The following is a 22,904-nucleotide window of genomic DNA, read 5'->3' on the forward strand; positions in this document are numbered from 1 at the left end:
TTGAAAGCGACCTTCGTTATTGCTCTTACTCAGCATTTTTTACACCTCGGCTCACCGTTTTACTTACTAATTCGATAAAAAAGCCTGTAGACCCTGCTCCTTACGGAACTTTGTCTACAGGCTGAAGCAGGCACCTGTATGGGTGCCTGCTTGTTTATTTTCCAACCTTTACAGTTGGCTGAATTCATCCCTTTCGATGGCTCTATCCAGCACTTTCACTCTTCTTATCCTCTTAAATTGTCATAGAGCGGCCCGCCCATTCATAGAATGACTGTACCTTCTTTTTCTAAGCCGTTTTATCCGCTTCTGACTAAATATCGTCTTGCAAGGAGGAACATTTGTGTTAACAAGAAATCGAGTGGTTTTGCCCCTGATCATTCTGATAACCGCGGCTCTCGCTTTGTACGTATTCGGGCGGATGGATGACCGCAAAACTCTCCAAGCCGGTTCTTTCCTTACGGCATCCGGCGATGAAGTCAAAGATGCGGAACAGGTGAAACCTATTCAGCGGTCCGCGGACAGGCAGCTTAGAGCCGTCTGGATTGCAACAGCCTGGAATATCGACTGGCCTTCATCACCCGGACTCAAGAAGGAGAAACAGCAGCAAGAAATGATCTCCCTCTTAGATGAAGCTAAGAATCTGGGCATGAATGCCGTTATTGTACAAGTCAAACCGGGCGCAGATGCCTTATACCCGTCCCAGTATGGGCCCTGGTCGGATGTGCTCACCGGGAAGCAAGGACAATCTCCCGGCTATGATCCGCTCGCTTTTATGGTGGAAGAAGCACACAAACGCAACCTGGAATTCCACGCCTGGTTCAATCCCTACCGGATCGGCTCTGTGAAAGACTCGGACAAGCTGACACGGGATCATCCGGCCCGCCAAAATCCAGGCTGGGTCGCTTCCTATGCGGGGAAACTGTATTTCAACCCCGGAATCCCCGAAGTCCGCAGTTTCGTAACCGCCAGTATCGCAGAAGTCGTCAAGAACTATGATATCGATGCTGTGCATATGGACGATTATTTCTACCCCTATCCGGAGAAAGGCAAAGACTTCCCGGATGACGCCGCTTATCAGCGCTATGGTAAGTCCGGATATCCATCCAAACCCGCCTGGCGGCGCGATAACGTCAACAAGCTGGTGCAAGATATTCATGCCGCGATCAAAAAAGAAAAGCCGTACGTAAAATTCGGCATTTCCCCATTCGGCGTCTGGCGCAACCAGAACATGGATCCTTCCGGTTCCGCCACAACTGCCGGAACGACGAACTATGACACGCTCTTCGCAGATACGAGAGCCTGGATTAACGCCGGCTGGATTGATTATATCGCTCCACAGCTCTACTGGAGCTTCGGTTATAAGCCGGCCGCCTACGACAAGCTCGCCGATTGGTGGGTCCAAGAAACGGCGGGCAAGCCCGTGCAGCTTTACATCGGGCACGCTCCTTTCAAAATCGGGTCGGACTCCCCCGATTGGAACAACCCGAGCGAGCTGCCCGATCAGCTCCGCTACAATACCGAGCGCGCCGGTCAAATCGGCGGCAGCATCCTGTTCAGCCTTAAGGACATCCGGCGCAATCCGCTCGGATTGAAGACCCGGCTGAACGAAGAGATCTACGCCAGCCCCGCGCTGGTGCCGCCCATGCCGTGGCTGGACAGCACGCCGCCGGAGCCGCCGGCGGATCTGCAGGCCGCAAGCACGGCAGACGGTATCCGGCTCAACTGGCAGGCCGCAGGCAGCGAGGCCGCCTACTTCGCGGTCTACCGTGTGGACGAAGGCGGCGGGGCCCGGCTGCTGGACACCGTCCGGAGCACCGGCGGGGAAGCCGCTTCCTACACGGACAAGACTGCGCCCGGGGATCAGACGGTCCGTTATGTCGTGACTGCGCTCGATCGTCTCCATAACGAGAGCACAACCAGCCGCATCGCGGCGGCTGCCGGCCCGAGCCGAGTGGCCGTCCAGTGAACGGGCGTGAATATTTCAATTCCGCCCAGCCGATAGCGTAAGGCTTACCGTATGCTTGTACTGCAAAAGCATCTTCCAGCCTCACAAATTAACCCCTTGGATTCACACACGATGAAAAAGCCGGGCGTAACACATGTGCTCCAGCAGCACTGTGTTACGCCCGGCTTTTCCAGGTATTGGTTCATGCCTTAGGCAGCTATTCCAACATTTCTTCTCTTTCTTCTAATCATTACTGCTCTTCCGCTTTCTCTTCCAGTTTGCTGATAATAAATCTGCGTTCCATAACTTCGAACAAATGGAGCCCAGCCAAGCATATCAACATCGCTAACGGAGCCCTGAACAGCATGATCCATCCTTCATAATAAAGGAGAACCAGCATGAGGAAGACTGTTCCTATGAGGTATCCCCACGTATTCTTCTTTGGAGGATCAGGTTCTTTTTCTACCAACTTACTCACGGGTCTGAGATTTATCCCGATCAATAAACCGAGCAGAAATATACTGCTGGTGAACCCATCCATAAACCCGGGTATTAAGAGCAAATACATCGAATAGATCGCTAGTCCGGTAGTGCCCACGAACAGCAAGTTATGAATCAGACGAAGCTTTAAAGACATAGCCGCCTCCTGAACTCAAACCCGATTAGAAGCGTTCTGTCTACGAATCACTTTGTTGCAGATTAAGGTAATCAAGGCACCGGCAAGCATAAACAAGGCGATTTCCACAAGCAGTAAATAAGGCATAGAGGCGCTGCTATCGAAAGAGACCTGCTGATTAAGAACTTCTACATTCTCATAGGCTCGTGTAACATCGGGCACGTAAGTCAGGGTGAGCACCATCCCTTGAATGAGTTGAATCAGGTAATAAACAACGGCAACGACAGCTGAAAATAAACCAAACAAGATTACATTTCTTTTTCTAGTATTCCCCAATGACATATCCCCCCAGATTATAACAATCACTGTGTGCGGATGAAATGAACAATTCCCGTCGTTACTAAAATCACAACCAAAAATACAACAAAACCGATAACAAACGGCCACACATAAGAAGAAAAGATACTCCGCTGCTGATTCATTCCGGATTCAATAGCGCTTAGCCTAGCCTTAATGTCTTGCAGTTCCTTATCTACATCCATGTACAAACCTCCTGTTAAACATGTCAAGTATACCACAATATGGAATTCCTTACCTACACCAATCTCCATAAAAAAGGCATACCGCCGTACAACAAAAAGGCCGCCTTAAGGCGTCACGGGACACCTTAAGGCGGCTTTTTATACTGCTCCAGTTAAAGGTGCATCAGAAACCTTTATATTGCGGCTCTTCATTTTCCAGCTCGTTTACTCTACCCTGAACCTGATCCACGATTTGCTGCGTTTGACTTGCAGCATTGGTGAACAGCGTCTTGGCCTGTTCATTCTGAGTGGACAAAGCAAACTGCTCCAGGCTTGCCTGGGCACTTTTTAAAGAAGCCACACATGTTTTCACATCGGATGCTACTGTCATTTTCACACCTCCGCTCCCTTTTTATCTATCCGCAAGGACTACTTTACTATTTACCAATTTCCCGTTAAAACATTCCGGGTCAAAAAAATGTTCCGGTTGTCATAAATTTCCCCACTGTAGCTCAGAATAACAACAGAAGGATACAGAAATTATTTTTAGAGGAGGAGTATGGATGGCAGAGGGATTTGAAGTCGCGTTACGCACCTTGATCTCCGTCGTAGTTCTGTTTATCTTGACCAAACTGCTAGGCAAAAGGCAAGTATCACAGCTCTCCATGTTCGAATATATTACCGGAATCACAATCGGGAGTCTCGCTGCCTATATCTCACTGGACCTGCAATCGAATTGGTATTTGGGGCTCATTTCCTTAAGTGTCTGGGTTGCTGTTTCATTCGCCATGGAGTTTTTACAAATCAAAAGCAAAAAAGTACGTGATTTTGTCGACAGCACAGGAACCGTCCTTATTCAGAACGGGAAAGTCTTGGAGGAGAATCTTAAGAAGGAACGCCTGACCACCGATGAACTTATGGAGCAATTACGCAAGAAGAATGCTTTTCGGTTTGCCGATGTAGAATTCGCGATTATGGAACCCAGCGGGGATATCAATATTCTCTTAACCCGGGAAAACCAGCCGCTCACAGCCAAACATTTGGGTATTAAAGTCTCACCGGAGGAAGCGCCCCAAACCGTTATCATGGATGGTAAAATGCTCGATGAACCGTTGGCTGAAATCGGCTTCAGCAGAGGGTGGGTAAACACGGAACTGGAGAAGCTGGGCTTGACCGTTGATAATGTATTCCTGGGTCAAATAGATGCATTCGGCCAATTATTTGTCGACATCTATGATGACAAAATTACGGTTCCGGCACCGCAAGAGAAGACCAAGCTGTTTATTTCTTTAAAAAAATGCGAAGCGGACATCACTTCATTCGGGCTTTCCACCCGCGACAAATCAGCAAAGCGCATGTATGAACAGTGTTCCCGGGAGCTCACGAAGATGATTAAAGAACTGGAACCTGTCCTCAAAAGATAATAGGAAAACCCGCCATACTCCCTCTTGCAACTTGATCAAAGGGAGTTTTTGTGCATGTTTTGGGTTGTCCGTCATATAAATCAGAACATGCCCTTAACGAGGAGCGGTCTGATATGATATCTGCCAGGAAATTCTCAGCCATAGTAATAGGAAGCTTGTTTCTTGCTGCGGGGATTAATTTTTTCCTAGTCCCTTTTACCGTGTTGGACGGGGGAATTATTGGCATCTCACTGATTTTCAACTATTTGACCGGCCTTAAAATCGGGATCGGTATTATGCTGTGCAGTGTTCCGGTATTTATCGTAGCTTGGTTCAGCAGCCGGGCCATCTTCTATAACAGTATAATCGGGCTCATTGTTTCCTCTTTTTTTATCGACTTCCTGGAACCTTATCAGTATTATTTTTTGTATTATATCGAGCTCAGTTCGTTTTCCAGTGCCATTCTGGGAGGCTTCATGGTGGGGACAGGTCTTGGCATTATGCTGCGGCACGAGACAAGTACCGGCGGCACCGACCTGCTGGCTCAGTTTATATCGAAGTATGTGCCTCTCAATGTAGGGTTTATTATTTTCCTGATGGACGGTCTGATTATCGGAATTGGCGGTCTGCTGCTGTCGGGCGAGATCTTCCTGCACTCCCTGCTTACGATTGTCGCCGGAGGGGTCGCCACCGGACTCTGCACCATGGGAAGAATTTCAATCATCCCTATAAATCATAAAGAATAAGAATAAAGAGACCAAACACAATAGAAGTCAATGCCGAGCGGGCCCTAAACTTCATTTCCTCGCGTTTGATCATCGAATTAAGCGTAAGGAGGAAACAAAACATAACTAACATCGCGAATAAAGCCGCGACGATTTCCAAATACATCACCCCCTCTTTTAATAACCGACATGCAGGATCAGTCTCTTCAAACTCCTAACATATTCTTAAGATCCCCTAAGCTATAAACTGTATAAGCCGGCTTCGGGTGCTGATCGTAATGAAGTCTGCGGGGGTTGTACAGGCAGAAATCCATTCCCATCCGCACGGCCCCCGCAAAATCATCATGGATGGAATCCCCCACAAACAGAGCCTCGGAAGCATCCACATCCAGCCGGTCTAGCGCTTCCTGGAAAATCCGGTTCTCGGGTTTCCAGCTGCCTACCTCATCGGATATAATCAGCGCATCGAAGTAGTCGAAAATCGCTCCGGCCTGAAGCCTTCTTCTCTGGGCTTCCCCGATCCCGTTCGTAATAATCCCCAATTTAACTTTCCCATGAAGATAAGCCAGAATATCCTCGGCGTGCGGCTCCAAATGACAGCTGCTGCAGAACAGTTCCCAGTATGTCTCCGTAATTAACTTGGACACGGATGTGTCTTGCTGCATTTGTGTGAATGTATCGGTAAAAGAATATTCCAGCACTTCGCGAATGTGATGATTATTCCGGTTCCTATCGGTCCAGTAGCGGAAGTTGATCGGTCTGAATGTATCCCAGAACTCTTCCCAGATTAAATCATTATGCAGATTGTGGACCGCCAGGGCTTGCTTCATTGAGGCTAATTCACTTAAATCATAATTGAGCAGGGTATTATCGATATCAAATAATATAGCTTTATACACGCGGACCCTCTCCTATGCGCTGTAATATGCAATATCTCCGCGATCCCGGTGACCTTGCACCCCGGTTCAGGACATATGAAATGATTATAAATCATTTCCAGTCCTTAGGGGAAGTTTGCACGGAATATTGAACCTGCTAGTGGAGCAGAACCCGCCTGCAACCGCAATAAACAAGCCTCCTGTCTTGTTGTCCAGGAGACTTGTTTATTCGATAAGGCCCAGCTTCTCATAGACTTTCGGGGAGACCACCCCATCCTCCTGCAGCCCCTGGTCCCGCTGAAATTTTCTCACGGCAATCGTTGTGGATGACTGGAACTTCCCGTTGCATACCCCTTTATAATAACCCGCGCTCTGCAGCCGTGTCTGGATAAGCTGGACGTCGGCACCTGCCAGTCCTTGGGCAAGCCTTCTCGGTTCATGATCCGGGTCCCCGAGCACATGTCCGAATATCACAACCTTCGTCCCTACCGGAATCATTTCGAACAGTTCTTCCACATCCCGGTTACGCATGCGGATACACCCGTGGCTCAAATGCTGTCCGATCGAATGAGGTTTATTGGTTCCATGAATACCGTAAGCTCCCCACGGCACATTAAGTCCCAGCCATCGCGGCCCGAACGAGGCTCCCCAATCTTTCCCTTTATAAACAATTTTGTATTCTCCCACCGGGGTTGGCGTTTCCAGCTCTCCCACGGCAACAGGATACGTTTTGAACGGCCTCTGGTGCATCATTACCACTAACTTATGGCGCTGCGGGTACACCTCGATGGAAAACAATCCTTGATCCGCAACGATAGGAATCGTTGGAACCGCGCGAGCTTGGCCCACCAGTCCAGGAACGGTGCTCACCGCCGCCCCCAGTAAAGCTATGCTGAGCAGCAGCTTACAACTGTGCCGGCTGATCACGGCTTCTGTTCCTTTTGATGGTCCCCGGTGCTTATTTCCGTAATACGCCAAGGCATGTCTGACTTATCCCGGCTGATCGTAAAGCTAAACATCCCTTTACGAGCCCGGCTGCTGCCTTCTCGTGTGACGGCCAGCTCCTCCTTTATTTGCACCATGAGCAGTCCGGGATCAGGAGCCGGCATTTCTTGCCGGTTCTTCGTCTTAGTCACTTTCGTGACCGCGTCTATGTCCTGCATCTGTGTATGCAGGTCTTGAACGAAGTGCGCATTGTGCGGATACGTGATGAGATCCAGCACCTGAGGATCATTCTGGTTCATCGCTAGAACAAACGCATCCACCAGTTGAGCAGGTGAGGCCTGATTGATATAGTCCCTTAAAAGTCCGGCAGCCCGGTATGTCATAAGCTGATGCCCGGTATCCTCGGAGTGTGAACCGTGAGTCGTGCTGCCTGCAAAGTGAATGCAGGAATGCCCGTCAAATTCGTTGCCCGGTATTCCGTCTCCGCCATGCGGCATTCCGTTCATGGAAGCCGCATAATACCGGTTGCCTGCCCGGACAAGAATAGCCCTTCGCTTCCAGCTCCAGCTTCCTTTATAAATCTCTTTCATGATTCTGGTATCCTCTTTGGTAAGGGGCTGGACATCCGCGTGATCCTGCCCCGCTCTGCGCTGAACATGGAACCTCAGACCCGTCTCCAAATCGATCACTTCGACCTTATCTTTGCGCGGAATAACTTGCCGGGCTACCTTCCAAGGAAGTAGTTCCCCGTAGTGCCGGCTTCGAAGTGCCTCAATGTGCCTGCGTAATTTCTCTTTCTTCTTCTCAGTAAGCGTCAGAATCTTCTGCCCGGCAGGGTCGTACAGGTTATAATCCTTATCCACGATATAGGTTGTTCCGTTATCGGCTGATCCCGCTTGTTTAAGCGTGGCATACGTATCCGACACCGGCATGGCATCGGCTGACTTCACAACGCTTCCCGCCAATATTTTTTCCCGGGAAGCGGGATAAATGGTGAGCTCCGATTGGAAGTCCGAAACCGGTGTGGATTGTATGGTAAAGGTGATGGTTTCGAGAACCTTCGCCGGGGCTGCCGACACAGAAACACTTATCGAGGTCAGGGACAGCAGACAGAAGATGATGAATCCTTTTCTTTTCATGCTGAACGTTACCTCCGTATCCAATAAGCAGTAGCCCTTATTTTTCGCCAAAATGATATAATCATGCAAGCTTCCAGACCAGCGGTCCCTCTCCTTTTTCTGGATGGAATCGGGCGGCTGCATTCTTGTCCTTACAACACGACATGCACAACAAAAAACCGTTTTCGGTATATAAAATACAAAAACGGTCTATCCCAGCATTCACTTGCGCTATGGGCTTTGTGTTGAAACAACGAACTCCCCGGTGCGATGGGATTCCAGACGCATTAGGGAGTTCGTTTGCTTGTAATAGATGACAAAATACCACACAGCCTGGCTTATTATGGCTTATTCGTATATTCGGCTGGCGAGAAAATGACAAGAATCGTAAGATCTTCTGTAATCGTATGAAACCGGTGCTCCGCATGGGCTTCGACATAGACCAGAGAGCCTTTCCCGACCGAAACACTCTCCCCGGCTATCTGCAGCTCCGCTCTGCCTTCGGCGATATAGTACAGCTCATCCTCTGTATGAGGAAGCTGCCGGTCGGTATCTCCGGCACGAAGCCGGTAAATACCTGCACTCATAGAAGGCACCCGAAGGAACTCCAGCCAGTTCTTCTCTGCCGACATCTGTTCCGCAAGCTCGCTTAATTGATAGCTTTTTATCATTTGCATCTGCACTCCTGTCATTTCAATTTAGGATTAGGGGACGCCCCGGGTAACGGGACAATCAATCGAACAAGGAAGGACCGGAAGATTCGTCATATTGTTCGAACATCGTATGAAGCTGCGCAGCCGTATTGCGCTCCAATGAAAGCTCCGGAAGTTCATTTCTTCCGAAAAACCGTACTTCACTTGTCTCCAGCCCTACCTTAGCGCTTCCGCCGGTAATCTCACATAGAATAAACATTTTGTACACATGAAAAGGAGAGGGCGGGTGCTCATGAAACTTCTTGTCCCATACGGCGAGCAGACGACCCGCTTTTACTTCGAATCCCGCTTCCTCCCTCACTTCCTTGACGGCAACCTCCGATGGAGACAGGCCGATATCCGCCCAGCCGCCGGGCAGAGCCCATGCCCCATCCGACTTTTCACGGACAAGCAGCAGCTTGTGTTCCCGGAATACGACAGCCCGTATATCGACCTTCGGCGTCGCATACCCGGTTTCACCGGCAAAAAGCTCTCTGACTTTGACCGGTTCTATATCCGTATACTCACTCATAATTGCTATACTCAAATCCCGGAGCATTTCATAGCGTTCCAGATCATATTCGTCCTTGCCGTAAGCCAATCCTGTCTGAGCGATCGATTGGATCTGCTTCGCCCATTCCAGCCATTTTTCTTGCATGATGGGTCCCTCCCTTTCATCACGGATCGCGAACTTTCGATTCCAAGGTATCGTTTAAGCCAATCCGGTTTGTCTATCCGCTTGTCACCATCTTATCACGCCTTATTTGGAATGGAAAATATTCCTTTTTTAAACCCATTTGAATCTTTCTAATATCTTCCAACTCAAAATTGCACAAAAAAGCACCTTAAACCCAGGGGGTTTAAGGTGCTTCGTGAGCGAGGAAGATAAATGCCGGCAGCCGGAAAGGAGGCTTCCGCTTTTCACCACAGTGATTCCGTCATTTACGAATACATAGTCGATCAGAAGCCTCGCAAGCAAGGCTGCATACACATACTTGCACTCATAGCACACGCGTAATGCATCTTACACATTTTACATACGACTGATGGCTCTCTGATATAACTCACTATCTAGCGCGGCTTCATACTCCCTGAAGCAGATATACCCTTGCTTCATACGGACGGAGCTGGATATCCGCTTCGAGTCCGCTCGTTGCTCCGCCCTCTCCGACTGCATAATTCGCTATAAGCAAATCCCCATGACCGGACGCCAGCAGCGGATAGGGACTAGCGAAAGATTGGGTGTCATTCGAGAAGTTCAGCATCACCAGCAGCTTGTCCTCTCCGAGCGTGCGCACATAGGCAAATACGTTCTCGTCTTCTTCTGCCAGCAGCTCGTAGGACCCGTACACGATGACCGGATGGGCTTTACGCAGCGCAATCAGCTTCCGGTAGTAGTGATAGACCGAGTTCGGATCCGATACGGCCGCTTCAGCGTTAATCTCCTTGTAATTCGGATTCACAAGCAGCCACGGTTCTCCGGTCGTGAAGCCTGCGTTCTCATCCGCATTCCACTGCATCGGGGTACGGGCATTATCCCTTCCTTTGGCGCGGATAGCGTTCATGATTTCATCCGCGCTGCCCCCGCCTTCCACATGCTCGCGGTACACATTATGCGATTCGATATCCCGGCAGTCCTCGATTGTGGCGAACGGCATGTTCGTCATCCCGATTTCTTCGCCTTGATAAATATAAGGCGTACCCTGCAGGGTATGAAGGAAAGTCGCCAGCATTTTAGCGGATTCTACGCGGTACTTCCGGTCATCGCCGAAACGGGATACCATCCGAGGCTGGTCATGGTTATTCAGGTAAAGGCTGTTCCATGCCTTGCCTTCCAGCCCGGTCTGCCAGTTGGAAATAGACCGTTTCAATTCGCGCAAGTTTACTTGACCAGGGTCCCATTTGCCGCCGCGGCCGTTATCCAGTTCCATATGCTCAAACTGGAAAACCATGTTCAGCTCGGTTCCTTCCGCATTCGCATACTGCACGGCTTCTTCAGGAGAAACGCCCGGCATTTCACCTACCGTCATAATGTCGTAGCGGGATAAGACTTGTTCATTCATTTCACGCAAATACTCATGAATTCTGGGTCCGTTCATGAAATATTCTCCTCCCCATGCGTAACGCTCTCCGCCCGCACTGGGAAGCCCGTCGACTTTGGAGATCAGGTTGATCACGTCCATACGGAAACCGTCGATTCCTTTGTCCAGCCACCAGGTCATCATCTCATACACTTCTTCGCGCACCTTGGGATTCTCCCAGTTCAGGTCCGGCTGCTTGCGGGTGAACAGATGCAAGTAATACTCGTCTGTCGCTTCGTCATACTCCCAGGCCGGCCCCCTGAAGAAGCTCGTCCAGTTATTCGGCTCCCTGCCCTCTTGGCCGGGGCGCCAAATGTAATAGTCGCGGTATTCGCTATCCTTGGAGGAGCGGGACTCCAGGAACCACGGATGCTCGTCCGAAGAATGATTCACGACCAGATCCATGATCAGCTTCATCCCCCGCTGGTGTACTTCGCCAAGCAGCTGATCCCAGTCGGACATCGTGCCGAAATCATCCATAATATCCCGGTAATCGCTGATATCGTAGCCGTTATCGTCGTTCGGCGATTTATACACCGGAGAAAGCCAGATGACGTCTACACCCAGCTCCTTCAAATAATCGAGCTTGGAAATAATACCTTGCAGATCGCCGATTCCATCTCCGTTACTATCCATAAAGCTCCGCGGATAAATCTGATAAACGACACTTTCTTTCCACCAGCTACGGGCTGTCGGTTTACCAGCGGCTGAGCTTGAATCCCGGTATTCCTGCTCAGCCGGGATCTCTGTAAGGCTGTTCGCAAGAACATGAGCCTTCTCGGGCTGCTGCGCTTCATACAGGTCTTGACTGGCCTGCTGAGAATCTGCCTGCCGCTGCCGCTCGGCTTCCTCACTGGCTGACTGCCGCTGGTTAGCCGCATGGACCGATTCGTCGATCAGCTCCTGATACAGGGACTTATACTGCTGGGCCGATCTTTTCCAGCTGTAATCGTTCTTTCTCATATTCGCGAGCAGCTTCTTCCAGGCCTGCTGGTCATGCAGGAAGAAATCCACCGCGCGTCTTACCGTGTGCAGCATATCGTGGGCGTTATAAGCCGAGAAGCTGAAGCCGGTACCCTCGCCCGTGAATTCATTATACGGCTGCACCGTATCTTTGAGGCCGCCGGTCTCCCGCACGATCGGCACCGTACGGTACCTCATCGCAATCAGCTGGCCAATCCCGCAAGGCTCAAACAGCGAAGGCATCAGGAACAAATCTGAACCCGCGTACACCTGCCTTGCCAACCCGTCGTCAAAAGCGATGTAAGCCGCCAGTTTGTCCGGATAGCGGGCTGCCGCGTCTCTGAACAGCTGCTCATATTCGGAATCGCCGGTTCCGACGATAACCCACTGCGCTTCAAGCGACAAGAGCTCTGGCAGCACATGCCGGATAAGATCGATCCCTTTCTGTTCGACCAGTCTCGTCACCAGAGAAATAACCGGTACATCGTCACGAACCGGCAAACCCAGCTTCTGCTGAAGGTGCGTCTTGTTCAGCCTCTTTTTGGGCAACGAATCCCGGTATTGGACAGCGAGATGTGAATCCGTCATCGGATTAAACTGGTCGTAGTCAATTCCATTGACGATACCCACGGTCGATTGGCTCCGGTAGCGGAGGAGACTGTCCATGTTCTCTCCGAAGAACGGGGTCCGGATTTCTTCCGCATAGGTAGGGCTTACTGCCGTAATGCGGTCCGTATAAAGCAGCCCACCCTTGAGGAAGCTGCCTCCATCGTACATTTCAAGCTGCTCGCCCGAGAAATAACCGGGATCGAGTCCGAAAAAGTCCATCATTGAATCTTTGGAGAATATGCCCTGATATCTTAAGTTATGGATCGTCAGAACCGTCTTGATGTTCTCATAGAACGGATAATACGGGCTGTACTGGGCACGGAGAAGAACCGGTATCATACCTGCCTGCCAATCGTGACAGTGTATGACATCAGGCCGGAAGCCGATATGAGGAAGCGCATCAATTACCGCACGGCAGTAAAAAGCAAACCGTTCCGCATCGTCTCCATAGCCGTAATGGCCCGGGCGGCGGAAATAAAATTCATTATCTACGAAATAGAAGGTCACACCCTCATATTCCAAAGTCTGAATACCGCAATACTGTGTACGCCAGCCCAGGTTTACACCGAAAGTGATTAAGGTTTGCATTTGTTCCTTAAATAGGCCGGGTATCTCATCATACTTCGGCATGATTACCCGGACGTCAGCCCCGCTGCGCCGCAGTTCTTGCGGTAGGGAGCCGATTACATCTCCCAATCCGCCCGTTTTGGCAAACGGTGCCGCTTCCGAAGCCGCAAAAAGAATGTTCATTCCATTCTCCACTCCCGTCTCTTTAAGTTTACCTCTATCAAAAATCGGGACCGAACGCATAAGCGCCCGGCCTGATGTACGTTCATTAAATAACTTTCATTTTGGCCGCAATAAACGGTGCTCTCACATCTCCGGTCAATACCCGCCCGCGGCTTATAAATACGTCTTTGTCCAGAATAGCATTCTCAATCACGACATTCTCTTCAATGTCACAGTTCTGGAGAATAATACTGTTCTTGACGGTGGCGCCTTTGCTGATTTTGACCCCGCGGGACAAAATACTGTTCTCCACTTTTCCCTCGATCACACAGCCGTTCGCGACCAACGAGTTGCGTACGTTCGCACTCGCCTCATATCTCGCCGGCGGCTCATCCTTGACTTTCGTATAGATCCGATCCTTGCGGAAAAACAAATCACGCAGAATCTCAGGATCCAGGAGTTCCCTGCTGTGATGGTAATAGCCCGCAATGGAGTTGACGATACCCAGATAGCCCTCATGCTTGTATCCGTATACATTGAGCTTGTCAACGTTCTTCATGATCCCGTCGCGTACGAGATGGTCATAACCCTGTGCCAGACAAGTCTCAACCATATCAAGCAGCAGTGCCTTACTCATGATGTACATTTCCATGGAAACGTTATTGGTTCTCAGGCGGCCGGATTGATCTTCTATCACGGTAACGCGGCCATCCGGACGGATTGCCAGCCTGCGGAAACTGCCGGAGTATTCTTCCTCCGCTTCTTTATACATGACGGTTATATCCGCCTTGGTTTCTTCATGATACCGTACCGCATCTTCAAAATTAATGTTGCACACCATATGGCTGCGCGCGATAATAACCAGTTCTTCCCGCCCGCGGTAGAAATAATCCCGGTGGGAATAGAATTGGAACAAATCCCCCCGCGACATTCCGTTCGGATCATCCTGAACGGAAGGGAGGACGAACAGCCCGCCGCGTTTACGGTCCAGATCCCACTCTTTCCCGGAGCCGAGGTGATCCATCAGAGAGCGGTATTTGTGCTGGGTAAAAACAGCCACGTTATCGATCGAGGAATTCACCATGCTCGATAATATAAAATCAATCAATCTGTACCGTCCGCCGAACGGAACGGACCCGGCACAGCGGTGTAAGGTAAGTTCCTCTAAATCATCAGGCTCATTGACCAGATTGATAACACCCATTACATGCTTCATACGTTCTCATCCTTTCAACTCCGAAGTGGCCCGAATGTGTTCCCCTGATCCGATCAGCACGATTTCTTCCCCATTGCCGACCACTGCGCCGTCCTCAACGACGGTGTTCTCACCGATTATCGCCTTACGGATGGTCACATTATTGCCGATTCGCGCTCCCGGCATCAGAACCGAGTCACGAATAACACTGCCCTCGCCGATATGAACGCCGTAGAAGAGAACGGAGTGATCCACATCCCCGAACACCGAGCAGCCCTCGTTGACGAGAGAGCGTATGACTTTGGCCCCGGATGAAATAAACTGCGCAGGCTGATAAGGCGTGACCGAATAAATACGCCACGACTTGTCATTGAGATTAAGCTGCGTCGGATCGTCAAGCAGATCCATGTTCGCTTCCCACAGGCTCTCAATTGTACCGACATCCTTCCAGTAGCTCTGGAAAGGGTACGCCACCAGATTGGCGCCGTCTCTGAGCATGGATGGAATAATATTTTTACCGAAATCATTGCTCGATTCCTTATCCGCTTCATCCAGTTCCAAATATCTTTTCAGAGCTTTCCAGTTAAACATATAGACACCCATGGAAGCCAGGTTGCTCTTAGGTTCCTTCGGCTTCTCGGCAAATTCCGTGATCTCATTGTCTTCATTGACGCTCAGAAGCCCGAAGCGTGACGCCTCTTCCCACTTTACCTCAATGACGGCTATGGTTGCGTCGGCTCCTCTGGCTTTATGGTACGTAAGCATCCGGTCATAATCCATTTTATAAATATGATCCCCCGAAATAATAAGCACGTACTCAGGGTCATACCGTTCAATAAAGCCGATATTGCGGTAGATGGCGTTAGCCGTTCCTTTATACCATTCTCCGCCGCCCTGCTCGATAAAAGGAGGAAGGACGGTAACTCCGCCGTTCTTGCGGTCCAGATCCCAGGCGCTGCCAATCCCGATATATGAATTCAGTACCAGCGGCTGGTATTGGGTCAGAACCCCGACTGTATTAATACCTGAATTCGTGCAGTTGCTCAAAGTGAAATCGATAATGCGGTATTTGCCGCCGAAATGAACGGCTGGTTTGGCTAACTGCCGGGTTAAGAGACCTAATCTTTTGCCTTCTCCCCCGGCTAGCAGCATGGCTACACAAGATTTACTACGCATTCTTCGACTTCCCCTTTCGGCCCGATTTTACTGGCGAAGCTGGTTGAAGCTTAGTCCGTTTGAGATAAACGGCTGCAAGCGGCGGTACGCGAAGCGACAAGCTGTTCTCGAAACCGTGCATCGGGATTTCCTCGCTGATCAGGGGCTCGGAATTTTTTTGCCCCGAGCCTCCGTAAGCGGGATCATCGCTGTTGAAGACTTCGGCATAGGCTCCCGCCTTAGGAATCCCGATACGGTAATCCGGATGAACGACCGGGGTGAAGTTGCAGACGACGATCAGATCGTCCTTCTGCTTCTTCCCCTTCCGGATAAAGGCTACGACGCTTTGCTCATTGTCATCGGGAGAAATCCACTGGAAACCTTCCATCTCATGATCCGCCTGCCACAGCGCGGGCTCCTGCAGATAGAAGGTATTCAATGCCTGATTATATGTATGCATTTTGCCGTGCATCTCATAATCAAGAAGGAACCAGTCCAGATCCTCCAGGTCTTTCCATTCATCAAATTGGCCGAATTCTCCTCCCATGAAGAGAAGTTTTTTACCGGGGTGACCGGTCATATAACCGTAAAGAACACGGGTATTAGCGAATTTTTGCCAGTAATCCCCCGGCATTTTATGAAGAATGGAGCGTTTGCCGTGTACCACTTCGTCGTGCGACAGAGGGAGCACATAATTCTCATTAAACGCGTACATAAACGAGAACGTAATCAAGTTATGGTGATGCTTGCGGTGAACCGGGTCTAGTTTCATATATTTCAGCATGTCATTCATCCAGCCCATATTCCACTTATAATTAAAACCAAGCCCGCCCTGATCGACCGGGGACGTCACCATAGGCCAATTCGTGGAGTCCTCAGCCATCATCAGGGCGTGAGGATAGGAGCCGAATACCGCGGTGTTCAGCTTCTTCAAGAATTCAATTGCAGCCAGATTCTCTTCCCCGCCCTGTGCGTTACGCGTCCATTGATGCTCAGGTTTGCCGAAATTAAGAGACAACATGCTGGCTACAGCATCTACCCGGATTCCGTCAATATGGAACTCTTCCATCCAGAACATAGCATTGGAAATCAGGAAGCTGTGAACCTCCGGCTTATCAAAATCGAAAGCGAGTGTCCCCCACTCCGGTTTCTCAGCAAGCTTCGGGTCGTCCGGTTCATACAAAGGCTGTCCGTCGAACTGTCTGAGTCCCTGGGCATCCTTGCAAAAATGTCCCGGTACCCAGTCCAGTATGACGCCAATTCCTCGCTGATGACAGCGGTCTACAAAATACATGAAATCCTTGGGCTCGCCAAAACGGCTTGTAGCCGCAAAATATCCGGTAGACTGATACCCCCATGAACGGTCAAAAGGGTGCTCCGATATCGGCATCAGCTCGATGTGGGTATAGCCCATCTGGACCACATAGTCCACCAAGTCATCCGCAAGCTCACGATATGTAAGCAGCTCGTCCTCTTCCCGGCTTCTCTTCTTCCACGTGCCCAAATGAACTTCATAGATCGACATCGGCTGGTCATAAGAACGTTTGCGCCCCCGTTGACGGCGCCAATTCCCGTCTTTCCATTTATAGCCGTCGAGATTATATAAGCGTGAGGCCGTTCCGGGTCTTAGCTCCGAATAGAAGGCATAGGGGTCTGCTTTCAGAATAACTCTTCCGTCGGCCGTATGAATTTCGTATTTGTACAAGATGCCCTCGTCCAGGTCAGGTATCTCCAAAGACCAGATGCCTCCGGAATCCGGCACGGCCTGCATCAGGTGCGCCTCGCCGTTCCATTCGTTAAAGTCACCTACGACTCTTACTTCCCGGGCATGAGGAGCCCATACGGTAAAACGTACAACCTTGGACTTTCCTTTTTTCTCCACGTGTGCTCCGAATAGGCGATAGCTATAATAATGTGTCCCTTCATGGAACAGATAGATGTCTTCAGAGCCGGGGATCTGTTTTCCTGCCATTTATGCGTTTACCCCTTCCCCTTCTTAACTATACTCATATTCTTGTACCCCGATAAGCCTTGTGTGAAACGATAAATGCCTGTTTATGAGGCGGGAATTTGCTTTATTCCACAACCCTTATGTTGTACAATAGATGCTTAGAATGCAGCTTCTGCATGTAAGCTTCCGCTAAGCGGAGTTCGGACTTTGTGCGGGAAGAGATTTGGTGCCGAATCTTTGAATACAAGCGAAGAGATCGGCAGATGTTTAGCAGCAGATGTACCTATCATGAGTAATGACGCACATTTTGATGCGAAGAAAGAAGGAAAACAACCTATGTATATAGCTAACCGTTGGAACGATTATGAACTGCTGGACACCGGGGGAGGAGAAAAACTGGAACGCTGGGGTTCCTATGTACTGCGTCGTCCCGATCCGCAAATCATTTGGCCGCTCCACATGGAGACGGCGCAGTGGAAACAGGCTGCCGGGCGTTATCAGCGCAGCTCTTCAGGCGGAGGCAGCTGGGATTTCCGCCAGACACTCCCCGAGCGCTGGACCATAGCCTATGATAACAAGCTGCGTTTTCACATTAAGCCGACCGGCTTTAAGCATACCGGCCTTTTCCCTGAGCAAGCGGCGAATTGGGACTGGATGATCGAGAAAATCCAGAATGCGGGCAGACCGATCAAGGTACTTAATTTGTTTGCCTATACAGGCGGGGCAACTGTAGCCTGCGCCTACGCCGGAGCTTCCGTCGTACATGTGGATGCTTCCAAAGGCGTCGTGCAGTGGGCCAAAGAAAACGTGGAGCTTTCCGGACTCGCGGACCGGCATGTACGTTTTATTACCGACGATGTCTTTAAGTTCGTCCAGCGTGAGCAGCGCCGCGGCAATAAATATGACGCGATAATTATGGACCCCCCGTCTTACGGACGCGGACCGAGCGGTGAAACATGGAAACTGGAAGACGACCTGTATCCTTTTGTGGAGACATGTACTTCTATCCTGTCGGACAATCCTCTGTTCCTGCTCGTCAATTCTTATACAACCGGGATCTCTTCCACCGTGCTTAAGAATATCCTGACAATGGCGATGCATCATAGATACGGCGGCAGCATCTCCTCCGGCGAAATCGGCCTGCCGATTACCGCCAGCGGGCTTACGCTGCCGTGCGGTATTCTCGGACGCTGGGAGGCCTAGAAGATGGCAGGACCCCAACATGCCGAAGACGGGGCGGCAATTCCCGTCTTGTATGAGGACAACCATGTGCTGGTCGTGGAGAAACCCGTCAACATGCCCACGCAGGAGGACAGTTCACGTGATCCGGACCTTTTGAGTGTGCTCAAGGAAGACTTGAAGCGCCGCCACCGGAAGCCCGGCAACGTCTTCCTCGGTCTGGTTCACCGGCTCGACCGCCCTGTAGGCGGCGTGATGGTGTTCGCCAAGACATCCAAAGCCGCTTCGCGGCTGTCGGACAGCGTACGCACCCGGACGTTCGACAAGACGTACGTCGCGGTGGTGCGCGGCAAGCCGAAGGAGCCGCAGGGCTCCCTCCGGCACTGGCTGCTGAAAGATACGCGGACGAATACCGTCAGCGTAGTCAAGCCCGGCCTCGATGGGGCCAAAGAAGCGCTGCTTGACTACCGGGTGCTGGGCAGCGCCGAAGGGCTGAGCCTCATCCTGGTCAAGCTGCATACAGGCCGGCCCCATCAGATCCGCGTACAGCTCGCGGCCATCGGCTGCCCGCTGTACGGGGACCAGCGCTACGGTGCGGGGATCAACGAGCCGGGCCAGCAGCTTGCGCTGTGGTCGGCCCGCTTGTCATTCCCGCACCCCACACTGCCAGAGACGCTGACCTTCATGTCCGCTCCCCCGGAGCGGCATCCCTGGTTCCTCTGGCAGGAACTAATTCGCAACCTTCCCCAGCAGATACACGAGTAACTGCTGATTATGAGCGGAAATGCGGCCCAGATACGATTCGAGCACTTCCTGGCGAATTTGTAATCCGCGGTCTCTTTCCGCTTTTCCTTTATCTGTAGACACTACCCAGACCACTCTGCGGTCCTTCTCATCCCGGCTCCGGGTAATCAGCCCCGCTCGTTCCATCCGGTCCAGCAAAGTCGTAACCGCTGCTGGCGTTGTAGTCAAATATTCAATAAAGTCAGAAGGTTTCATGGTTCCATGGGCTTCCAATACCTCCAGCACATGCAGCTGTCCTTCTGTAATCGTTGGTGCCAATTGGTCATCCATATTGGATTTGAGCTCCTTGGAAAGTTTCGTCCATAGTTTCGCAAATTCGACTGAATACAATGCAATCACTCCTCCGATTTCAAGGCTCATCCATATCTTCCTTTTCAAGTATAGCATGGGTGCAATGGCGAAATATAGGTTAATGACGTTAATACTTTAAGACAGCAAAGGGGGCGTTTCGCGCCGTTTCGCTAAGTTACCGCAGCCGCAAAAAGAAAAGTTGTCCGAATTTCGGATAAGAAAGAGTCCCGGATGCAGAACTTAAGTCCGGAGGAAAATCCAGTCGCTCCTCTACTCGTATGAAACCCTTATTTCATATCCCTTCGGAATACACTCACTTCCCCGCAGGGCGGCTCCGGCACTTTTCTGGGCTCCCTGACATACAATAAAACGAAACAAATGTTGTTTAATCCTGATCCGTTAAGGGGGTTTGCCATATGGACGCAAAAAAAAGCGCGCTTGGTCAGCGCGCTCTCGATCTTGGTTTACTGAAAGACTCCGGGTGGCTCAATCGTCTCGATGAAGAGGTCCCCCTGTGGGTCGTACTGGAAATTGCATTTCGGCTCATGGATACCATGGATCCGCCTACCACCAGCTATGATTAAACTCGGTTAAACAAAGGGGCGCTCAGCCCCTGCCGGATACTCCGGCCCGATCAGGATCAGGACATCAGGACTGGGGACTGCGGAGAATCACGGGAATCGTGTCGCCTTTGGAGACCGGAACCAGCTGTTTACCAACCGATTTGCGGTCATCTAGCGGTGCCTGATTAGTCATGAATACGGTTTTCTCCCCGCGGCTGTCATAAGCAATGATTTCGTAATCCTGCTTCACGAAGAACATTCCGACAAGCTCGCTTCCGTTGGATCTTACCCGTCTGCCTTCTTTAAATTCAAACGTCACAATTCCTTTTCCCCCGCGTCCTTGCTGCGGATAATCGACGAGCAGGGTACGTTTGGCATAGCCCAGATCCGAGATTACAAGCACTTCTCCCTCGTCACCATACACCCAGTCCGCACCGATGACTTCATCACCGTCACGCAGTTGCAGCCCTCTCACTCCGGCAGCTGCACGTCCCATTGAATTAATTTCTTCTTCGCGGAAACGGATGCTCATTCCCTGCTTGGTTACCAGCAGAATATCTTTCGTGCCGTCACTCAGCTGGACATGCAGGATTTCGTCCCCAGCCCCGACTTTAGCCGCTACGAGTCCGCCGGACCGGTTCGTGCTGTACTCCTTCAAGTCCGTTCTTTTAATCTGGCCCTTGCGGGTGACAAAGACTAATGATTTGCCTGGCTCATCAAAATGCTTAACCGGAATTACATTTACAATCCGGTCTTCTTTGGCGATCGGAATCACATTCACGATAGCGGTTCCGTTTTCTTTCCACTTGTATTCCGGAATTTGATGAACCGGAAGCAGGAAATACTGGCCTTTATTTGTAAAAATAAGCATGCTTTCAATGGTGTTAATTTCCTTAACATGGCGTAAATAGTCGCCTTCCTTCAGGCCGGTAGTGTTAATATCCCCGCCCGAACGAGTAAAGGAAAGCATGCTTGTGCGCTTAATATAACCGTCATTGGACAACGTCACCAGCACATCTTCGGGTGTCACCATAACTTCGAGATTGACTTTAATTTCTTCCACTTCGTTCTGGATCTCACAACGGCGGTCGATTCCGAACTTGCTGCGGATTTCGTTCATCTCTTCTTTAATGACACCCATGAGCTTCTTGGCGCTGCCCAGAATGCCTCTTAAATACGCTACGGTTTTCATCACGTCTTTGAGTTCTTTATCCAGCGTCGTTATTTCCAGGTTCGTCAGACGGTACAATTGCAAGACTAGAATGGCATCTGCCTGACGCTCTGTAAAACCGAAACTCGTCACGAGATTTTTCTGGGCATCCAGACGGTTCTTGGAAGCCTTGATCGTCGCAATCACTTCATCCAGAATGTTGAGAGCTTTAACAAGCCCTTCCAGAACATGCGCGCGGTCTTCCGCTCTCTCCAGATCATACTGGGAACGGAAGGTGACGACTTCTTTCTGGTGCTCAATGTAAGCGGACAGCATGTCTTTGACGCCCAATTGTTTCGGGGTCTTGTTTACAATGGCGACCATGTTGAAGTTATATGTCACCTGCAAATCAGTTTTTTTCAATAAATAAGCGAGAATCCCCTGGGCATCTGCTTCTTTTTTGAGTTCGACGACGATTCTGAGGCCAAGACGGCCGCTTTCGTCCCGAACTTCCGCGATTCCTTCGACCTTCTTCTCCAGCCGGATATTCTCAATGGCCGTAACAAGGCGGGATTTGACGACCTGATAAGGAATCTCCGTCACCACGATTTGCTGGCGGCCGGCTTTAAGATCCTCAATGGCGGTCTTGGAGCGGAGATAAATACGGCCTTTACCGGTGCGGTAAGCATCGCGTATTCCTTCTTCGCCCATGATGATGCCACCGGTCGGGAAATCCGGCCCTTTCATGTACTTCATCAGATCCTCAACGTCCAGATCCGGAGAATCCATCAGCGCCACACAAGCATCAATAACCTCGCGGAGGTTATGCGGTGGTATCTCAGTGGCAAAGCCCGATGATATTCCGCTGACTCCGTTGACGAGCAAGTTAGGATAACGGGCCGGCAATACAACCGGTTCTTTGGTCGTATTGTCGAAGTTATCCTTGAAAGCCACCGTACGCTTCTCAATATCGCGCAGCAGCTCCATCGCAATCTGCGACAGCCTGGCTTCCGTATAACGCATAGCTGCGGCAGGGTCATCATCAATCGAACCCCAGTTGCCGTGACCGTCAACGAGCATATGGCCCATCTTCCACGGCTGGGTCATCCGGACCATTCCCTCGTAAATCGAGGAATCCCCGTGAGGATGGTAATTACCCATAACGTCACCGACGGTTTTGGCTGACTTGCGGTACGTCTTGTCCGGCGTATTCCCTGCATCGTACATCGCGTACAGAATCCGGCGCTGTACAGGTTTCAGGCCGTCCCGAACGTCGGGAATCGCCCGGTCTTGAATAATATACTTGGAATAGCGGCCGAATCTGTCCCCGACCACCTCTTCGAGAAATGCTGGTAAAAACTGTTCCAAACTGCTCAACTTGGTTCACCTCT

Annotated in this window: 21 protein-coding genes; 6 read left to right on the forward strand and 15 right to left on the reverse strand. The window is 50.6% G+C overall.

What is annotated here, in order from left to right; translation table 11 throughout:
- Window positions 1-340: 340 nt before the first annotated feature.
- Window positions 341-1,966 (forward strand): glycoside hydrolase family 10 protein, encoded by a 1,626-nt coding sequence (locus EDM21_RS22680; protein ID WP_338044035.1) that lies wholly within the window; start codon window positions 341-343, stop codon window positions 1,964-1,966.
- Between the two features lie 229 nt (window positions 1,967-2,195).
- On the opposite strand, the gene EDM21_RS22685 is transcribed toward EDM21_RS22680, so the two are convergent.
- The 4 genes from EDM21_RS22685 to EDM21_RS22700 all read right to left on the reverse strand — a co-directional run bounded on the left by EDM21_RS22685 (window position 2,196) and on the right by EDM21_RS22700 (window position 3,473).
- Window positions 2,196-2,582 (reverse strand): hypothetical protein, encoded by a 387-nt coding sequence (locus EDM21_RS22685; protein WP_157338664.1) that lies wholly within the window; start codon window positions 2,580-2,582, stop codon window positions 2,196-2,198.
- A 15-nt stretch (window positions 2,583-2,597) separates the two neighbouring features.
- Complete coding sequence (locus tag EDM21_RS22690) at window positions 2,598-2,897, reverse strand: hypothetical protein (protein ID WP_157338665.1); 300 nt, start codon at window positions 2,895-2,897, stop codon at window positions 2,598-2,600.
- Window positions 2,898-2,923: 26 nt separating this feature from the next.
- Entirely contained in the window at window positions 2,924-3,103 is a 180-nt protein-coding gene (locus tag EDM21_RS22695) for a hypothetical protein (protein WP_157338666.1), read from the reverse strand.
- Window positions 3,104-3,266: 163 nt separating this feature from the next.
- Entirely contained in the window at window positions 3,267-3,473 is a 207-nt protein-coding gene (locus EDM21_RS22700) for a DUF1657 domain-containing protein (RefSeq protein ID WP_068775501.1), read from the reverse strand.
- A gap of 172 nt (window positions 3,474-3,645) precedes the next feature.
- Between EDM21_RS22700 and EDM21_RS22705 the strand changes: the two genes are divergently transcribed.
- Together EDM21_RS22705 and EDM21_RS22710 are read left to right on the forward strand one after the other, a co-directional pair.
- Window positions 3,646-4,506 (forward strand): DUF421 domain-containing protein, encoded by an 861-nt coding sequence (locus tag EDM21_RS22705; RefSeq protein ID WP_157338667.1) that lies wholly within the window; start codon window positions 3,646-3,648, stop codon window positions 4,504-4,506.
- A gap of 113 nt (window positions 4,507-4,619) precedes the next feature.
- Window positions 4,620-5,231: a YitT family protein gene (locus EDM21_RS22710; protein WP_157338668.1), complete on the forward strand. Its 612-nt coding sequence runs from the start codon at window positions 4,620-4,622 to the stop codon at window positions 5,229-5,231.
- 185 nt (window positions 5,232-5,416) lie between these two features.
- Here EDM21_RS22710 and EDM21_RS22715 read toward each other — a convergent pair whose 3' ends face one another.
- The 9 genes from EDM21_RS22715 to glgB form a co-directional block, all read right to left on the reverse strand.
- Entirely contained in the window at window positions 5,417-6,109 is a 693-nt protein-coding gene (locus tag EDM21_RS22715) for an HAD-IA family hydrolase (protein WP_166542141.1), read from the reverse strand.
- A 204-nt stretch (window positions 6,110-6,313) separates the two neighbouring features.
- Window positions 6,314-7,015, reverse strand: coding sequence for a L,D-transpeptidase family protein (locus EDM21_RS22720; RefSeq protein WP_166542142.1), 702 nt, complete (start codon window positions 7,013-7,015; stop codon window positions 6,314-6,316).
- Window positions 7,012-8,172: a hypothetical protein gene (locus tag EDM21_RS22725; RefSeq protein ID WP_157338669.1), complete on the reverse strand. Its 1,161-nt coding sequence runs from the start codon at window positions 8,170-8,172 to the stop codon at window positions 7,012-7,014. Before EDM21_RS22725 ends, EDM21_RS22720 begins: the two co-directional genes overlap by 4 nt.
- A 320-nt stretch (window positions 8,173-8,492) precedes the next feature.
- Window positions 8,493-8,822 carry a cupin domain-containing protein gene (locus tag EDM21_RS22730; RefSeq protein ID WP_201280825.1) on the reverse strand — a complete coding sequence of 110 codons (330 nt, stop codon included), beginning with the start codon at window positions 8,820-8,822 and terminating at the stop codon, window positions 8,493-8,495.
- 61 nt (window positions 8,823-8,883) lie between these two features.
- Complete coding sequence (locus EDM21_RS22735) at window positions 8,884-9,501, reverse strand: NUDIX hydrolase (protein ID WP_157338671.1); 618 nt, start codon at window positions 9,499-9,501, stop codon at window positions 8,884-8,886.
- Window positions 9,502-9,925: 424 nt separating this feature from the next.
- Window positions 9,926-13,246: a glycogen synthase GlgA gene (gene glgA, locus EDM21_RS25590; protein ID WP_157338672.1), complete on the reverse strand. Its 3,321-nt coding sequence runs from the start codon at window positions 13,244-13,246 to the stop codon at window positions 9,926-9,928.
- 85 nt (window positions 13,247-13,331) lie between these two features.
- A complete protein-coding gene (glgD, locus tag EDM21_RS22745; protein ID WP_157338673.1) occupies window positions 13,332-14,441 on the reverse strand; it encodes a glucose-1-phosphate adenylyltransferase subunit GlgD in 1,110 nt (369 codons plus the stop codon).
- Window positions 14,442-14,447: 6 nt separating this feature from the next.
- Window positions 14,448-15,596 carry a glucose-1-phosphate adenylyltransferase gene (locus tag EDM21_RS22750; protein ID WP_157338674.1) on the reverse strand — a complete coding sequence of 383 codons (1,149 nt, stop codon included), beginning with the start codon at window positions 15,594-15,596 and terminating at the stop codon, window positions 14,448-14,450.
- The gene (gene glgB, locus EDM21_RS22755) at window positions 15,589-17,547 is read right to left on the reverse strand and encodes a 1,4-alpha-glucan branching protein GlgB (protein WP_157338675.1); all 1,959 of its coding nucleotides are present in this window, start codon (window positions 17,545-17,547) and stop codon (window positions 15,589-15,591) included. Before glgB ends, EDM21_RS22750 begins: the two co-directional genes overlap by 8 nt.
- Window positions 17,548-17,862: 315 nt before the next feature.
- On the opposite strand from glgB, the gene EDM21_RS22760 reads away from it, so the two are divergent.
- Window positions 17,863-18,729, forward strand: a complete 867-nt coding sequence (locus EDM21_RS22760) for a class I SAM-dependent methyltransferase (protein WP_157338704.1) — start codon at window positions 17,863-17,865, stop codon at window positions 18,727-18,729.
- Between the two features lie 3 nt (window positions 18,730-18,732).
- The gene (locus EDM21_RS22765; RefSeq protein WP_157338676.1) at window positions 18,733-19,470 is read left to right on the forward strand and encodes an RluA family pseudouridine synthase; all 738 of its coding nucleotides are present in this window, start codon (window positions 18,733-18,735) and stop codon (window positions 19,468-19,470) included.
- Here EDM21_RS22765 and EDM21_RS22770 read toward each other — a convergent pair.
- On the reverse strand, window positions 19,435-19,839 hold the full coding sequence (locus tag EDM21_RS22770) for a MarR family winged helix-turn-helix transcriptional regulator (RefSeq protein ID WP_157338677.1): 405 nt from the start codon (window positions 19,837-19,839) through the stop codon (window positions 19,435-19,437). The two genes, EDM21_RS22765 and EDM21_RS22770, sit on opposite strands and share 36 nt — an antisense overlap.
- Before the next feature lie 377 nt (window positions 19,840-20,216).
- Between EDM21_RS22770 and EDM21_RS24660 the strand changes: the two genes are divergently transcribed.
- Window positions 20,217-20,384, forward strand: a complete 168-nt coding sequence (locus EDM21_RS24660; protein ID WP_166542143.1) for a hypothetical protein — start codon at window positions 20,217-20,219, stop codon at window positions 20,382-20,384.
- Between the two features lie 64 nt (window positions 20,385-20,448).
- Here the strand turns inward: EDM21_RS24660 and gyrA are convergent, their stop codons facing one another.
- Window positions 20,449-22,890, reverse strand: coding sequence for a DNA gyrase subunit A (gene gyrA / locus EDM21_RS22775; protein WP_157338678.1), 2,442 nt, complete (start codon window positions 22,888-22,890; stop codon window positions 20,449-20,451).
- Window positions 22,891-22,904 lie beyond the last annotated feature (14 nt).

This window comes from Paenibacillus lutrae, from assembly GCF_009757775.1.
Taxonomy (GTDB): domain Bacteria; phylum Bacillota; class Bacilli; order Paenibacillales; family NBRC-103111; genus Paenibacillus_F; species Paenibacillus_F lutrae.